Source organism: Urechidicola vernalis (assembly GCF_031846385.1).
Lineage (GTDB): Bacteria > Bacteroidota > Bacteroidia > Flavobacteriales > Flavobacteriaceae > Urechidicola > Urechidicola vernalis.
This window is the reverse complement of sequence record NZ_JAVRHV010000001.1, coordinates 891,391-908,782: the sequence shown is the minus strand read 5'-3', so window position 1 is coordinate 908,782 and position 17,392 is coordinate 891,391. Positions and strand designations below refer to the sequence as shown.

At 33.1% G+C, this 17,392-nt stretch carries 15 protein-coding genes; all 15 read right to left on the bottom strand.

Features of this window, described 5'->3' with window-relative positions:
• Positions 1-17 precede the first annotated feature (17 nt).
• The 15 genes from RM519_RS04040 to RM519_RS03970 all read right to left on the bottom strand — a co-directional run bounded on the left by RM519_RS04040 (position 18) and on the right by RM519_RS03970 (position 17,327).
• Positions 18-1,274: an MFS transporter gene (locus RM519_RS04040; RefSeq protein WP_311592271.1), complete on the bottom strand. Its 1,257-nt coding sequence runs from the start codon at positions 1,272-1,274 to the stop codon at positions 18-20.
• 20 nt (positions 1,275-1,294) lie between these two features.
• Positions 1,295-3,520 carry a SulP family inorganic anion transporter gene (locus tag RM519_RS04035; RefSeq protein ID WP_311592269.1) on the bottom strand — a complete coding sequence of 742 codons (2,226 nt, stop codon included), beginning with the start codon at positions 3,518-3,520 and terminating at the stop codon, positions 1,295-1,297.
• An 82-nt stretch (positions 3,521-3,602) separates the two neighbouring features.
• Positions 3,603-4,232: a nucleotidyltransferase family protein gene (locus RM519_RS04030; protein WP_311592268.1), complete on the bottom strand. Its 630-nt coding sequence runs from the start codon at positions 4,230-4,232 to the stop codon at positions 3,603-3,605.
• A complete protein-coding gene (xdhC, locus tag RM519_RS04025; protein ID WP_311592267.1) occupies positions 4,222-4,983 on the bottom strand; it encodes a xanthine dehydrogenase accessory protein XdhC in 762 nt (253 codons plus the stop codon). Before xdhC ends, RM519_RS04030 begins: the two co-directional genes overlap by 11 nt.
• Before the next feature lie 3 nt (positions 4,984-4,986).
• A complete protein-coding gene (locus RM519_RS04020) occupies positions 4,987-7,167 on the bottom strand; it encodes a xanthine dehydrogenase family protein molybdopterin-binding subunit (RefSeq protein WP_311592266.1) in 2,181 nt (726 codons plus the stop codon).
• A 2-nt stretch (positions 7,168-7,169) separates the two neighbouring features.
• Entirely contained in the window at positions 7,170-7,625 is a 456-nt protein-coding gene (locus tag RM519_RS04015; protein ID WP_311592265.1) for a (2Fe-2S)-binding protein, read from the bottom strand.
• A gap of 114 nt (positions 7,626-7,739) precedes the next feature.
• Positions 7,740-9,509 (bottom strand): M14 family metallopeptidase, encoded by a 1,770-nt coding sequence (locus tag RM519_RS04010; protein WP_311592264.1) that lies wholly within the window; start codon positions 9,507-9,509, stop codon positions 7,740-7,742.
• A gap of 9 nt (positions 9,510-9,518) precedes the next feature.
• The gene (coaD, locus tag RM519_RS04005) at positions 9,519-9,971 is read right to left on the bottom strand and encodes a pantetheine-phosphate adenylyltransferase (protein ID WP_311592263.1); all 453 of its coding nucleotides are present in this window, start codon (positions 9,969-9,971) and stop codon (positions 9,519-9,521) included.
• 6 nt (positions 9,972-9,977) lie between these two features.
• Positions 9,978-10,952, bottom strand: a complete 975-nt coding sequence (locus RM519_RS04000) for a D-alanine--D-alanine ligase (protein ID WP_311592261.1) — start codon at positions 10,950-10,952, stop codon at positions 9,978-9,980.
• Positions 10,953-11,015: 63 nt separating this feature from the next.
• Positions 11,016-13,418 (bottom strand): TonB-dependent receptor, encoded by a 2,403-nt coding sequence (locus RM519_RS03995; RefSeq protein ID WP_311592260.1) that lies wholly within the window; start codon positions 13,416-13,418, stop codon positions 11,016-11,018.
• A 21-nt stretch (positions 13,419-13,439) separates the two neighbouring features.
• Complete coding sequence (locus RM519_RS03990) at positions 13,440-14,126, bottom strand: lycopene cyclase domain-containing protein (RefSeq protein ID WP_311592259.1); 687 nt, start codon at positions 14,124-14,126, stop codon at positions 13,440-13,442.
• A 2-nt stretch (positions 14,127-14,128) separates the two neighbouring features.
• Positions 14,129-14,578 (bottom strand): sterol desaturase family protein, encoded by a 450-nt coding sequence (locus tag RM519_RS03985; RefSeq protein ID WP_311592258.1) that lies wholly within the window; start codon positions 14,576-14,578, stop codon positions 14,129-14,131.
• A complete protein-coding gene (locus RM519_RS03980; RefSeq protein WP_311592257.1) occupies positions 14,575-15,027 on the bottom strand; it encodes a hypothetical protein in 453 nt (150 codons plus the stop codon). Before RM519_RS03980 ends, RM519_RS03985 begins: the two co-directional genes overlap by 4 nt.
• Positions 15,028-15,864: a phytoene/squalene synthase family protein gene (locus tag RM519_RS03975; protein WP_311592256.1), complete on the bottom strand. Its 837-nt coding sequence runs from the start codon at positions 15,862-15,864 to the stop codon at positions 15,028-15,030.
• Positions 15,861-17,327, bottom strand: a complete 1,467-nt coding sequence (locus tag RM519_RS03970; protein ID WP_311592255.1) for a phytoene desaturase family protein — start codon at positions 17,325-17,327, stop codon at positions 15,861-15,863. Before RM519_RS03970 ends, RM519_RS03975 begins: the two co-directional genes overlap by 4 nt.
• Positions 17,328-17,392 lie beyond the last annotated feature (65 nt).

Below are 17,392 nucleotides of genomic sequence, written 5' to 3'. Positions count from 1 at the left end.
GATAAACTTTATTAGTTTCATTTTCTACCGTATAATTTATGATAATACAATGCAGCTATTAGGCCAATTGTAAAAAAGAAAATAAGCATCCAAAATACATGTTGATGTCCTTGTTCACCTGGAGAATTTTCTAATAAGTATCCCATCATAGGGCTTGCAAAAATATCTGGGGCATAGCCAATTATAGATATAAGTCCAACAGCAGTTCCCGTTAAAACTAATGGAATTTGACCTTTCTGCATTACTGCAAAATAGAGCGAACGTGCGGCGTAAACACCTATAGCAACAATAAAAGTAGAAATAAAAAATAATAAAGTTGTGCTATCAGAAATTATTCCTAATGCAAAGCATAGCGAGCCTGCTATGGCAACGATAAACCCAATTATAAGCCAATAAGTTGTTTGAGAACGATCTGCTAAAAATCCAATAGCAACTCCGACAATAGGGCGAACAAATAGAAGGAAAGTGCCCACTTTAGCGGCTTCTACTTGGTTGTATTTCATTACATCTTGGGCATACAAAGAAAATACATCTGTAATTTTATAACCGACATAAGCACATAATATGATTACCATCAAAAGTAGAACTGAAGGCAATTTTAAAACTTCTTTAATTTCAGAAAGAGTGATTTTTTCTATAATAATTTCCTTCTCAATTTGCTTATCTAATTTCATAAAAAACCAAACCAAAAGACCTACAAATGCAACAATTATTGTTGAGGTAATCACAACATTTTTAAATGCAGTTTTTGTTTCTTCAATAGAAATTTCGGATAGATGTGAATTTATAAAAATGGAAAATATCAATAATCCCATGGCTCCAAATAATGCCCCTACTAGACCACGTCCTCCATCTAAAAAACCAAATGCTTTTCCTTGTGAACTCGATCCTCCCCAAACTCTAGTGGCTTTAATCATTGGAGCCCAAAACAAAAATATTGTGGTAAATCCCCAATATCCATACAAAATTCTAAGTGTTAAGTAATCAGGGAAAGTTGCATACACCAAACCACCTAAGGCAGTCATCCAAAGTGCTACTGCGATTAACTTACGCGGTGGGTATTTGTCTGCTAAAGGTCCCCCAAATACATACGACAATAGCGCGACTATTCCGTAAGTGGAAAAACAATAGCCTAGTTGTAAATTATCCAATCCAAAGGCATCGAGAACAGTTGGTCTAAAAACACGTGCTAAAACAAATGGCAAAATAAAAACAGATTCACCAGCTAAAATTAGCAGTAATAAGAAATACCAAGGAATTCGTTTCTGATACATGTAAACTTTAGTTTAACCCATTATTTCAAGCTCATATGCTTTAATAAGTTATTAGAAAACTCTAACATATTTTGAACTTCATCCGTTCTGGCAATGTGTAAGTATTTAAATATCATTAAAGCTTCACCATTACTTTCAATATGATGAATTTCATTTTCTTCTAAGAACTTGATTAATTCTGGTGAGAAGAATTTTCGTATGGCTACTTCGTCTGATCCACTTAATAAAAACTTATTCGAGAATTCAGGCGATTTAACAAAGTCTATGTCGCCTTTTCCTCCAGAAAGCACTTTAACTTTGTCAAAAATCTTATCAAAAGGTCCTTCTTTATCTATGATAAAGTCTGGAATACGAACTGGTAAACGAACTATTTGAACGGTTGTTTGATAGACTTCTAATGCTAACATGGCACCTTCGTCAAATATGATGTCTGCAATTTCCCAATGTGTATTATTTTCAGTATCCATACCTTGTAATGAATTGTTTTTCATTTCAATAGGTCTGGATTTAAAGAAATCGAAATTTCTTAAATAGGATGTATTCCAATCGACTTCTCTTTGGAATGACCAGTGGTTTGCAATTGCCATTTTTTGTAAACGAATCTGACGTTTGGTAATTCGTTTTTTACGTCTTCCTGTAACAACTTTTAAAGCTCTATTATGGCTGGTTGAAGAGGTGTGATTGTCTAATCCCATTAATTGCACATTACCACCATTATTATCATGAGTACGTTTAAATTCAATCAAATTTTCCATGATCGATAAATCAACCAATCTAGTTTGGGACATGTCAATTTTAATGGTTGACCCAGTTGGAATATCTTCTAATAACTTATCTAGCCTTAAAGCATATAAAAAGTTGGCAACACCTTTTAATTTTACATCATAAGTACCGTTTTCTAGTTGATACACTTTAGATCCTGAATTGTAAATCATTTTAAAAAAGTTACGGAATCCAACTTTAGCCAATAAAATGTGTAGTGTTAAGGTAATTAAAATTCCACCAATAATTCCATATAAAAGACTTGTGTATAATGTGATGATTAGGGTAGAAGATAAGAACAATAATTGTTCTACACCTTGGTCATATGTGCTTTTGAATACTTTTGGAGACGCTAATTTAAATCCGGTATGTACCAAAATGGCAGCTAAAGCAGCTAAAGGAATACTTCTTAAAACTGGGGCTAATAGGACCACGAATAATATTAAGAAAAGTCCATGATAAAAATTAGACCATTTGGTTTTTGCATTGTTATTTACGTTTACTGTACTTCTTACGATTACGTTTATAATTGGCAACCCTCCTAATGCTCCAGAAACCATCGTGCTTAATCCAACACCCAATAAATCTTTATTTAGGTTTGTGGTTCTTTTGTATGGGTCTAATTTATCTACGGCTCTTGCGCTTGCCATGGTAATTACAGTTCCGATAGCAGTAATTGAAAGTACGGTAGTCCAAAATGGCCAAGTGCCGATTCTACTAAAATCTGGATGCATGATGCTGTCTAATGGATTTTCTGGAATGCTAATCAGCAATTCAGGACTAACATTGTACGTGTGTCCAAACAATTCAATTCCATGTGCATGAAAGAAATCAAAGCCGAAGACGATTGGAAGTGCTAATACTAATACCCACATAGGAGCGGGAATAACTCTTATAAATTTGATGTTTATTCTTTTATAAAAGACGAGCACCAATACGCCTAATAAAGAAATAATGAACACAAATGGATTCAATTCAGGTATTTTAGAAACGGCATCTATTAAAATGTTAATGATGGTATCCGCCTCAGTTTTTGTGCCTAGTGCAAAATGAATTTGTTTCGCAAAAATAATGACCCCTATTGCAGCTAATATTCCATGTAAAACGGATGATGGCAATAGTTTTGCATAGCGCCCCATTTTTAACAATCCAAACAACACCTGAATTGCGCCGGAAACAACAATGGCAGCTAATACATAATTGATATTGCCGTCCAAAACAGCAAGTCCACCTAAAATGGCGGCAATTAAGCCGGCAGCAGGACCGTTAATAGCTAAATTACTTCCTCTAAAAAATGTGGTTACAACTCCTGCAATGATAGAAGACATTAATCCGGCCATTGGAGTAACGCCAGATGCTACAGCGACGCCTAATGCCAGAGGTAAGGCAACTAAAGATACACTTAATGCTGCTGTTAGGTCGCTTCTCCAATTTTCTTTTAATCCTTTAAACCCAGTAGCAGGAATCTTATGTTCGTTATTCATTGGTTAGTTTGGTAATGGTTTTTAAAGTTATCTGTGATCTCTAAAGACGAGGTATACTTTTTGTAAACATACAACAATTGACTTAACTATCCTTTAAAAATTGTTTCCACTCGGCAGGAGTGTTTAAGTTTTTTTTAATTGAATTGTCATTAACAGGAATCACAGTAATTTGGTGTGATTGTAAGTTTTTGATTTGAAGATCCAGTCGAGCCAAATTACTTTCTACATCTAGTTTTAGTAATGAATACCAGAATGAGGAATTTAATTTTATTGGATGTCCATTTTTACCTAAGTAAGATGGCATAGTAACGAGGTTTTCACCTCTAATGATAAGAGGTAGTTCTTTTTGGTTTAAGATTGGAACATCTATAGGATTCAAAATTACGTTTGTTTTTAAATCAATTGAGTTTAAAACTGTTTGCAAAGTGGAAAAAGGGCCAATTTCTGGCCTCGGATTTAGAATAACCTTTACGGCGACTCCCATAAATTGAACAAACTGCTTCGTGGCTTGCTCAAACCAATCGATAGCCCAGAAATAATGTTCTGCATCATAGCCCAATCCAATATAAACTTTTTGGATTCCGCTTTTTCCAATTCTGTTGATTTGTTCAAGAATCCAAAAGGTTTTACCATATTTCAATAAACCTTTAGCAACTCCCATTCGTTCTGACTTACCTCCAGCAAGAAGAATAGCGACAGTGTTATTTTCCATAATGGACTTTCAATAATTCTGCTGCTACACTAATAGCAATTTCATTCGGTGTAATTCCGCCAATATCTAATCCAACGGGGCAATTAACCGGTTCAATTCCGTTTTCAAAACCCAATTCATTTTTCAGCATATTATGAAATTTCACCTTTTTTGTTTTGCTTCCAATAAGACCAATATATTTGGTTTGTTCATCTAGGGCCAAGGCGGTAATTTCGTAATCTAATTTGTGGTCATGTGTCATTATAACCATATAGCAATTTGAGCCCCATTGAATATGAGACTTGTACAAGTCGAAGTCAAGATTTGAATAGTTGACGTGTTCTCCAATGTTTATCTCATTTTCCCATCCTTTTCTTGTATCCATTAAATGAATTTTAAAAGGAGTGTCTTTTAAAATATTACAAATTTCTTGACCTATATGACCAGCGCCGAATAGATATAAATTTGGTTCTAAATTCATGGGTTCAATAATTAATTCAACTATTCCGCCACAGCATTGTTCAAATTCTGGGCCAAGTGTGTATGAAAATTCAAGTATAACGTTTGATTGAATTGCTTCCGCTGCTTTGTCAATAATTTGAAATTCTAATTTACCACCGCCAACTGTGCCATGAATGGTTTTGTCTAGAGTAACTAACATTCTTGCACCTACCTTACAAGGCGTAGACCCTTTAATTTTGGTAATAGTTACTAGTGCTACTGGAATCTTTTGTTTTTTAAATTCCAGTAGTTTTTCAATCCATAATTGCATAGGTTATACTAAATTATGATCTGATAAAGGCAAACTGTGATATCGTTTTCCTGTGGCTTTGAAAACAGCATTTACAATAGCTGGTGCAATAACTGGTACACCCGGTTCTCCAACACCAGTAGGTTTTTCATCACTATCAACTATTTCTACATGAATTTCTGGAGCCTCGTGCATACGAACCATCTGATAATCGTGGAAATTACTTTGTTCAATAGCACCATCTTTAGCAGTGATTTTTCCGTACAACGCCAAAGACAATCCAAAAACAGCAGCACCTTCCATTTGAGATTCTACCGTATTTTTGTTAATCGCTACTCCACAATCTACTACGGTGTGGACTTTATGAACTTTTACCTTTCCATCTTTCACAGAAACTTCAACTACAGAGGCAACATATGATAAAAAACTATATTGAACGGCTATACCTTGCGCATGCCCTTCAGGTAATTTCTTACCCCAATCTGCATTTTTAGCAACTTGTTTTAAAACATGTTTAAAACGTTTAGTATTCCATTTGTATTTACCCTTTCCACCTTCTTTTCTAAACTCTTTTCCAATCATATTCAATCGGAAATCAAGAGGGTCTTTTCCTGCTGCATGCGCTAATTCATCAATAAATACATTCACTGAAAAGCCATGAGGGATATTTATTACAGAGCGTAACCACCCAATTCGAACATGTGCCGGAGCTTTACCAGTTTCAACGCGCATGTCTGGAATTAAATAAGGCATGTTTGTGGCACTACCATTTTCCCAGCCTGCAGGTCCGTCAGTCGAAGGGTCAAATGTTGACATTATAGAAGGGAAGGCATAGCGATGTAGCCATCCTGAAACATTACCATCAGCATCAATTCCTGCTTTCATGTATTGCGATGAAACGGTGTGGAAATAACTTTGTTGGATGTCATCTTCTCTAGACCATATAATCTGTACAGGACTATTAAGTTGTTTTGCCATTGCAACGGCTTCAATAATATAATCTGGTTTGGATTTACGACCGAAACCACCCCCTAAAAAGGTTATGTTAATTGTTACATTTTCTTTTTCAACTCCTAAAAACTCAGCCACTTCAGTTCTTGCTGTTTGCGGATCTTGAGTTGGAGCCCAAACTTCACAAGTATCTCCATTAACAACGGCTACGGCGTTTGGCACTTCCATAGGAGCATGAACTAAATGCGGCGCTTTAAAAGTACTTTCGACTATTTTAGTTGCTTTTCTAAATGCTTTATTTACATTTCCACTTTCCTTAGCAACTGTCCCTTTTTTATGTACGTTTTTGGTCAATAATTCCATGTACTCATCAGAATCGTATGCGCCATTTGCTCCTAAATCCCAATCTACCTTTAATGCATCTTTACCTTGAAATGCTGCCCAAGTATTGTTTGCTACAACGGCAACACCACCCAAAGCACCGAAAGGTCTCGGAACTCGGTCTAATTGTACTACCTTTTCAACACCTTTTATTTTTAATGCCTCAGAGCCGTCGAAAGATTTTGCAGTACCAAAAGTAGATGGACATCTTTTAATGGCAACAAATTTCATATTGTCTACCCTTTTGTCTAATCCAAAAACAGCACTTCCGTTTGCGTAGTTAGGAACATCTATTCCTTTTAAATAAGATCCAATGTATTTGAACTTGTCTTTTGATTTAAATGTAACTTCTTCCGGAACTTCTAGTGTTTTTGCAATTTCTACTAAATCTCCAAACGCAATTTTCTTACCACTGGTATGATGTACAAAGTGATCTTTTGCCGAACATTCTTCAACCGAAACTTCCCATTTCTTTGCTGCTGATTGTTCTAACATTGTTCTAGTTGTTGCGCCCATCTTACGCATGGTTTCATATAAATACCGTATACTTCTTGAACCGTCAGTATTTTGGTCGCCATATTTAGCATCTCCAGTTGCTTGTTTTATACTTACTCTTTTCCAATCAGCCTCCATTTCATCTGCAATTACGGAAGTAAGAGAGGTGCGGACACCATTTCCCATTTCCGAACGTGAAGCTACTAAAACCAAACTTCCATCAGAATTTAACTGCACAAATAAATTCGGATTGAATTCAATCAAATCTTTCGGCTCTGAAGCAAAAGGATTGCTGTTACATGCAATAATTAATCCACCTGAAGCCAACCCAATTCCTTTGATAAAACTTCTTCTACTAATGTTTCTAACTGCTCCCATAATTACGAATTTTTAAGTTCAACTGTTTCAACAATAGCACTCTTAATTCGCTGGTAAGTACCACATCTACAAATGTTCCGAGACATTGCATTTTCGATATCCTTTTCAGAAGGGTTGTCGTTTGAGTTTAACAAAGCAGTCGCTGTAATTAACTGTCCAGGTTGACAAAATCCGCATTGCGGTACGTTGTGCTTTACCCAAGACTCTTGCAGTAATTGTAAATTTTTGTTTTCACCTTCAATGGTAATTATTTTTTTACCTTCTGCTGCCGTAGCTTTCATTTGACATGAGTTAATGGCCTGTCCGTCCATCAATACCATGCACGAACCACAAAGTCCTTTTCCGCATCCATATTTGGTTCCAGTATATCCAATAATATCTCTAATAGCCCATAAAAGAGGCATATCTGGGTCGACATCAATCGAATGTTTTTTCCCATTAACATTTAGTGTAGTCATAACTTGGTAAGTAGTTTTTTGATTAGAAAGCTCCAAGTTAATGATTTTTTAAGCAGTTTTTTAAGAATGATATTCTTTTTAACAGAATATTAAAAAAACGAAGTGTCAATAAAGTTATTCTAGAATTCTATAAATTGGATACTGTAAATAGCTTTTTTCTGCATGGTTAGAGTTTTCATAGATGTAATTAAGTTGAGCATACCAATTACTTGCAAATTTTTCATCATGCTCTTTCTTTAATTCAAAAGCGGTTTTTAATTGCTGATTGTCCTCTAAAATTTTCAAGGCTAGGTCTTCAAAAACATATGGTGAAAAATGCTCTTTCTGTTGCAGAATAACATCGAAGAAATTCCAATTAAAAAATGAATCGGTTGCTTCAGGTTCTAGCACCTCAATTAAATATCTTATTCCAGGTTGATTAGTCGGGATTAAAAAATCTCCAGCATTGAATTTTTGATGCCTTATAGTACTTTCAATCTCCGTATTTTTATGAAGATAGTGTCCTTCATATGGGCGTCTACCAGTTTCGTAATCTTTTATTTTATAGGACTCCACTTCAATCGCAATATCAGATTTCAATGGATGCATTTCAATATTATTAAGTTTTAATCTTTCAACAACGCGTGTAAGGACTTTTGGAACCACATAATATTTTGGAATTAAAACTTCTTTCGTTGCCTTAAAATTATCATAATAAGTTACAGGTTTTGTAAAAGGTTGAGAGCTATCATATTTCAATCTTTTTTGCCCTGTTATTTCGCTCTTTATAAAAGACCCTTCATATCCTTCAAAACTTAATGTTCGTGTTTTTGTAGAATCCAGTTTCCATTGAACTGGATAAGTTCCATTAGAAAGAATATCGTCCGCAGCAGTACTACGTAAATATTTAATTGACTCACCACTTTCTATAGCAAAATCGAATACAGAAAACATTAAATCATAAGTGCCTTCGACTCTTTGTTTGTATGGTTTTAACATATGTGTTTCAACCATAAGCCCAAAGGTGTTAAATAGTGTTGTATAACCAGTAGAGTATCTTGGAGAGTCAAAAAATTGAGAAAAGCCTTTTTCCGGAACACTGTTAAATACATTTACATAAGGCGTAATTGCATGCCCCTTCTGAATCAGTTTCTCTTCAATATCTGGCATCATTTTATGATGTAAATAGTCGCCAATTTTACCGCCCAATTTGTTATGTTGTGTAAAAAGATGTGTAAGAGTGTATTGATAATCTGCGCCGTTACTGACATGATTATCCACAAAAATATCTGGGTTGACCAAGTGAAATAATTTTGTAAAGGCTTGAGAATTTTTAGTATCATTTTTTACAAAATCTCTATTTAAGTCATAGTTCAACGCGTTTCCTCTAAAACCATAGGATTCTGGTCCATTTTGATTGGCTCTTGTTCCAGAATTGCGATTTAAACTTCCACCTACATTGTAAATAGGAATTACACAAATCATGATGTTATTATAGGTATATTTTAATTGGTCATTTTCAGCAATATCACGCAAAGCCATCATAGATGCATCAATTCCATCAGGTTCTCCTGGGTGAATTCCATTATTAATTAACACCACTGTTTTCTCCGTGTCTATTGGGTTGAAAACTTGTCCGTTATCAAATATAATTAGGAGTAATGGATGCCCTGAATCTGTCTTGCCTATTTTTCGAATTGTAATTTCAGGATATTTATTTGCTAGGTTTTCATAGAACAAAATGGTTTGCTCATACGTTGCAGTTTGTGTTCCACCACTTTGTTCAAACGCCGTTTCAAAAGGATTTGAAGGAATGGAATCATTTACAACTTCTTCAGTTTGAGCAATAGAATTAATTGTTAAAAAAAGAACGATTAAAAAACTATAAAATTGGGATTTATTCATTGTTGATTGTTATTTAAGTACGGATGTTGGTACTAACACAGAAACATCTCCATTATTGCGTAAAATGTCGCGAACAATACTAGAACTTATATAAGATGTTTCAGCACTGGTTAATAAAAAGACGGTTTCAATTCCGGATAATTTTCGGTTGGTTTGTGCAATGGCTTTTTCAAATTCAAAATCTGCAGGATTCCTGAGTCCTCGTAGTATAAAATTGGCATCTATTTTTTTGCAGTAATCTACTGTTAGCCCTGTATAGGTTCCCGTTTTTATTTTAGGTTCATCTTTAAAAGCAATTTCGATGAAACTTTTTCGTTCTTCGGTTTCAAACATGTATTTTTTATCGGCGTTTATGCCAATAGCAATAATAATTTCATCAAATAACGGAATGGCTCTTTTAATGATATCGACATGTCCTAAAGTAATTGGGTCAAATGACCCTGGGAAAACTGCTCTTTTCATAATAGTTTAATTTTTTAACGCCATCTCTATGGCATTTCCGAATAAATCTTCGAGGCTAATTCCTGCCTCCGTCGCTTGTTGAGGTAGAATACTTTCTTCGGTTAAACCTGGAACAGTATTCATTTCTAACATATGAGGTTCACCGTTTTTAAAAATAAACTCACTTCTAGAAAAGCCTGACATACGCAAAATTTCATAAGCTTTTTTAGCAATCGCTTCAACTTTCTGTTGTTCATCTTTTGTTAGTCTTGCCGGTGTAATTTCTTGAGAAGCACCTTGATATTTTGCTTCATAATCGAAGAAATCGTTTTCTGAAACAATTTCGGTTATTGGTAGCACCTTTGTTTCACCTTTATAATTAATTACTCCCACTGAAACTTCTTTTCCATCTAAAAAAGACTCAATTATAATTTCATCATCTTCTTTAAATGAATTTTCAATGGCATACTCTAACTCTTCGGTCTTATAAACTTTTGAAATTCCAAAACTACTACCAGCTTTATTGGCTTTTACAAAACATGGAAGACCTACTTTTTCTACTATTTCACTCGTAATGATGGGGTCTCCTAAATTTAAATAGTAAGATTCTGCAGTTTTAATTCCGTATGGTTTAACCACGCTTAAACAATCTCTCTTATTAAATGTTAATGCCATTTGATATGATGGGGCAGAGGTATGAGGAATACCAATTAATTCTAAATACGAAAGAAATTGTCCATCCTCACCTGGCGTTCCATGAATTGCATTGAATACACAGTCGAATTGAATTTTGTTACCGTTTACGTTTGTAGAAAAATTATGCCTATCAATTTCAAATTCTTTGTTGTCGAATAGCAAGACCCATTTTTCTTTGAAAATATGAACTTCATAAGCATTATATAAAGTTTTGTTCAAATGATTCATAACTACGGAACCACTTTTAAGTGAAATCAAGTATTCTGAAGAATACCCTCCCATTACAACGGCTATGTTTTTCTGCATTTACAATTGTTTTCAAAAACAAATGTAAGTAAAAATCAAGCATTATATGAAGTATAATACTACCTAAAATCCAACCATTATTCCAATCGATGGTAATACATTACCGCTACTATCATCAATTAAATAGGTGTCGTATGCATTTGGGTTATTTGGATTTTCAATCGGGCTTCCTTGAGAATCTCGACGCACATCCAAATATGGTGGTACATCTGTTTCTGAATTATAAATATTTTGAATATCTAAATATGCGTTTAACCACCATTTATTAAAATACCATTTTTTATCAACTCGAACATCCATTTGGTGTAGCAAACCCGTTCTTTCTGAATTTAATAGATCCCAGTCATTTATCCCTCTTTGTGTTACATCCCAAATTTCTTTTTGCGAAGATAATTCAATGTCAAAAGGCGTATATGGCGCACCACCTAGTAATCTAAATTTCGCACCAATTTCCCAGTTTTTTGCTAGTTTTTTGCCAGCAACAATATTTAGAATATGGCCATTATCCCAAGATGAAGGAACATATATATTATTCTTATCTTGGAATTCACTTGTTACCCATGTATAGGAAATTAGGCCATATACTGTAGAACTTAATTTTTGTTGTAATAATAATTCAACACCATAACTTCTTCCTTTTGAGGTTGAATTGGCAGGTTCATTCCCAATAACTCCAAAATCACCACCTAAATTTGCAAGTGAAATTTCATCATTCAATAAAAATGGGTAATCGCTATATTTTTTATAAAAACCTTCTAAGCTTATTTTAGAGTAATTTGTTGGTTTAAATTCAATTCCTGTAACAACATGATCCGAACTAATATGGCTAATGTCATTTTCTTTATTTACTAAGAATCCATTATTGTCTCTGAATCCCATCACTGTATAAGCAGGTAGTTGATAATATCTTCCAACATTAAAACCTAGTACCCATTTTGGGTTAAATGCATAAGAAGCAGAAAGTCTTGGAGAAATTTGCTCTAAAGGGTTTGACATATCATCCGAATAACTATTAAAATCAGTTCTGATTCCAAAAGTTAAAGCAAGTCTATCATCTAAAAAAGACTTGGTAGTCTGAGCAAATAGAGCATATTTAGAAAAGTTAAGTTCAGAGTTGAAATCGATAGTTTCGACTGAGCCATTTATTTCAGTTTTTTGAAAAGTTGCATTCGTATATTTTATAAATTCTATGCCTGTACCTACATTCCACTTCCATCCATTACTTCTGAAATTATGTTCAAAACGTAATTTGTTTTCAATTTCTTGAGAATTATAGTCTAGTAGTAGATTATTAGGATCCTCTAAGTTATCTAAGTATTTAATGGCCTCATTATTTAAATGGTTTCTGCTAATAATAAAACTTTGATTACTATTTTTTGAATAATGTTTCCAATTAGCTCCAATAGTATAATTCCACTGATTGTTGATTGGTATATTGGCAAGAATATAATTGTTTCTATTGATGTCATCTTCATCCGTTACTCCATCATTAACATCTTCATTTAACACAAATTCATCAATTGCGGCTAGACCAAGAATTGTCAATTCATTTTTATCATCGATTTTAAAATCATGTTTGTATTGAAAATCATTGTATGTAGGTGAAAAAGGTAACTTTAATGCCTCAAACAAGAATTGTAAGTAAGATCTCCTTGCTGAAAAAATAAAAGAGGAATTTTCACCGGTTGGTCCGTCCAAAGTAATTCCAATATCTGAAGAGCCAATGTTAAAAGTCCCCGAGAGTTTATCTTTGTTACCGCTAATTTGTTCAAACTCCATGACCGAACTCATTGTATTACCCCTATTTGCAGGAAATGCACCGGCATAAAAATCAACATTTTTTATTAGATTAACGTTGATCATACCGACTGGTCCACCCGATGCACCTTGTGTTGCGAAATGGTTAATATTCGGTACTTCAATTCCATCTAAGAAAAACCTATTTTCATTTGGAGCACCTCCTCTTACTATAATATCATTTCTGAATGAAATGGTTGTAGCAACACCTGGTAATACTTGCACTACTTTTGATATATCTCTATTGCCTCCCGGGTTTCTATAGATTTCTGAAGCACTAATTCTATTTTTACTAACAGGAGAAGATGTTTGCCTTTTAAAAGGTGAAGTCTGCAAAACTACTTCATCTAACAATGCTTCATCTTTTATTAAGGCAAAATCAATGGTGGTGGTTTTAGATGCAAAAACAAGTATTTCTTGTTTTAATTCTCTTTTGAACCCTATAAAACTTGCATAAAGGTTGTAGGTTCCAGGTTTTAAATTAGTTATTGTATAATTCCCTTGATCATCTGTAACTGAGCCTAAATCGGAGTTTTCTATAATTATGTTTGCAAATGGAATTGGTTCATTGTTAAGTTCGTCAAACACTCTTCCAGAAATAGCACCAGTTTGACCAGCGACGTTGGTTATGCTTAAAATTAGAAGTAATGTTATTGTGATAAAACGCATTTTATTTGTGAAAAATGAATGTTAAACAGTAAATCGTTTATCGAAATACTGAAAAAATAAAATGTTTAAGGCTATTAACGAAAAACCATAGAAGAAATCCTCAATAGGTATTGTAATTACTCTAAATTCTGTATTGTTAATACCATCATACCATACGATTGGGTTTTCAGTTAACATTCCAGTTAAAATTCCATTACTCAATAAAAAGAAAGGAATTATTAAGAGATAACTAATGTATAAAAATGACATTTCTGTCTTTTTAAAATAGGAATATAATAGAATTAAAGAACTAAGCATAAATGCTGAAAATGTATACCATTTATTATAGAAGTAAATTGCAATGACTAAACATATAAAGCCAAATAGAATTGAAATAATTTTTTGAGTTTTAATTTTTAAACTGAAACTAAATAAGCTCGATAGAGCAAAATAAGTAAATACACAGGCATAAGGGATACATATAAAAAAGAGAATTTCTTCAAGAGGTAAATTGGTAATATTAATCCCGATTAAGTAATCTGGATTAAAGCCCCAAATACCCATTTTAGTGAATTGAATATCCCAAATTATAAATAGAAGAGCGACTATAAAGTTGGCATAAAAAAAAGACTTCCATTTTTTGTAAAAAGGATATTTTTTATGAAAACTAAAAAGGAATGGTATAAGAATACATCCAAAGTTTACTGCTAAGTAAATATATTGGCCCATAATTACATATGATGATATTTGTTTGGAACATTTAACATTCCAAAACATTCACCATCTTCTTTTCCTAGATGTTTGTGATGGACTTTATGCGCTTTTCTTAATCCAATTAAAAATTTTGACTTGGTTTTTTTAAACCATTTAAATCTTTGATGAATGAGGACATCATGTATTAAAAAATAGGTGATTCCGTATAGCAAGATTCCCAAAGCAATAAAAAATAAAAAGTTTAATTCAGGAAAAGACCCGAAATAAAATAACGCAATACTTGGTATGGCAAAAATTAAGAAGAACGCATCATTTTTTTCAAATATTTGCTGATATTTTGGTTGATGATGATCTTTATGCAGGTACCATAAAAAACCATGCATTATATATTTATGTGTAAACCAAGTTACAATTTCCATTATGGTAAAAGTGGCTATAGTTGTTAAAATGTATAATAGAACAATCATGGATTAATTTTATTTATATTAGTTATTATTACGTTTTTATATACTTCTGGTAATGTTGAACCTTGAATGTCTTGATTAATTTGATTAAAATCAGATTCAATATTATCATTATAATTTAAAAATGACGGAATCTCAGACTGGATTAGTAAGCGCATATATTTAGCTTCTAAATTGTCAGGGTTTTCAGTTATAAATGTTTCAAGCCTTTTTTTACCATTTTTAAAATATTTCATTTTTGTATGAGGAAAAAAAACATATTGGGCTTTCATCATAATGGCAGAGGCTAAATAAGGTTCCACTTCTAAACAATAATTTTTTTCTGTAAAATCTATAAATTCATAAAGTTGCTCTTTTGAGTCAATTTCATGGAAGTTTTTTCTGATAACAGCAATTTCTGAACAATTTGTATAAGAAAAAACAAATAATAGTATTGCAATAAACCTTGTCATTTATAAAACATTCAACTTGTACCGAATATATGAGGTACACAACAAGGATACCTTTACCGGGTTGGATATTCTTGTCCGTTCATTAAGTATGTAATTTACGTTTTTCTTTTTCAATTTCCTAAGAAGAATTCGGTAATACGTAAAGGCAACATAAACACCTAGTTTACATTTTTTAGGTAATAATACAATGCCTTTATATGCTTCATGAAAATCCTCTTCTATATCTTCAATAATTTTAAGTTTGCTATCCGCATCTAAGTTGCCAAGGCTTAACTCGGGGAAATAAGACCTTCCTAAAATTTCATAGTCATCTTTTAAATCTCTTAAAAAGTTAACTTTTTGAAATGCAGACCCCAATTTCATTGCGTAAGACTTTAAACGATTGTATTCTTCAATATCTCCTTCTACGAAAACTTTTAAACACATTAACCCTACTACATTTGCAGAGCCATGTATATATTCCTCATAAGATAATGTTGAGGTATAATCGCTCTCATATAGGTCGGCCTTCATGCTGCGCATAAAATCTTGTACTAAGTCTTGTAATTCAAATTTTAAAACAACTTCTTGAAACGCATTTAGAATGGGGTTCAAACTTATTCGTCTTCTTAAAGATTTTTCATAATCCTTTTCAAATTCAATAAATAATTCTTCTCTATCATACTTATGGAAACTATCCACAATTTCATCCGCATACCTTACAAAGGCGTAGATTTTATAAATTGAGTTTTGCACATTTGGATGAAACAATTTTATTCCAAGAGAAAAAGATGTGCTGTAGGTGTTGGTTATTAACTTACTGCATTTAAAACTCGAGTTGTCAAATAATTTTTTCATGAATGGTATTTTTGTATTAATTCACTTACAACTTTACCAGAAATTAAACTGGGTGGTACTCCTGGTCCCGGCACAGTTAATTGTCCTGTAAAATACAAGTTTGTTAATTTTTTAGTTTTTAATTTTGGTCGTAGTATATGCGTTTGTGTTAAGGTGTTTGCTAGGCCATAAGCATTTCCTTTGTATGAATTGTAATCGCTGATAAAATCATTGACAGAATAAGATTTTTTAAATAAAACAGCATCTTGTAAATTTTGATCCGTAAATGATTCTAAACGTTCCATAATAATTTTAAAGCACTTTTCTCTTTTCGTTTCAGTGTCTTCTAGACCTGGTGCAATTGGAATAAGGAAAATTCCAGCTTCATATGCTTTAGGAGCTGCAGTTTTATCTGTTATACTTGGGAAACTTGCATAGAATAATGGTTTTTCTGGCCATGTTTTTGAATCATAAATTGTTGAAGCATGCTCTTCAAAATCAGTATCGAAAAATAGTGAATGGTGTGAAACATTATCTATTTTTTTATTGAAACCAACAAAGAATAGTAGGGCAGAAGGTGCAAATGTTTTACTGTTCCAGTAGTTCTCTGAATATTGTCTAAGCCTCATTGGTAGAAGCGTTTCTGTAAAAGCATAATCAGCGCCACTTAATAAAATATCACATTTAAACTCACCTTTAATTGTATTAACAGACTTAACAGTTTTGCCTTCTATATTTATTTTTTCAACTGAACAGTTGGTTATTATTTCTACATTTAATTCATTGTTGAGTTTTTCCATGGACTTAACTACTTCATACATTCCGCCTTCAGGATGCCAAGTACCAAGTTTTAAGTCGGCATAATTCATAAAATTATAGAAAGCTGGTGTTGTAGATGGCTTTGCACCTAAAAACAGCACAGGAAATTCTAAAATTTTTCGAAGCTTCTCATTTTTAAATTTAGAGCGAACTTGCCCTTTAATAGATTGAAAGAAAAGTTTGAGTTTTAAAAAGGTCTTAAGGCTTACTATTTCTAATAAAGATTCACCAGGATTGTAAACTAAATCTTGAATTGCAATTTTGTAATTAGACTCCGCATTGGAAATAAACGCGTCTAATTTTTGATCCCCGTTTGTTTCAATTGATTTAAAAGTGTTTTTAATTTCATCATATGAGCCTCCAATCTTTAATGAAGTTTTGTCATCAAAGAAGACTTCATATGCAGGATCCAATCTTTTAAGAGAATAATAGTCCTTTAAGTTCTTATCAAAGTCTTTAAAATAATTTTCAAATACATCGGGCATCCAATAAAAAGTTGGACCAATATCAAATGTAAAGCCGTCCTTTTTATATTGCCTAGCTCTGCCGCCTACAGTCTCATTTTTTTCGAGAATTGTTACGTCATAGCCAGATTTGGCAAGGTAACTTGCAGCTGATAGTGAAGCGAATCCAGCTCCTATAATGATAATTTTTTGCTTTTTCAAAATATAAATATGTAAGAAAGATATGAAAAAACTAACGGTCTTAAATAATTAAAACCGCTAGTCAA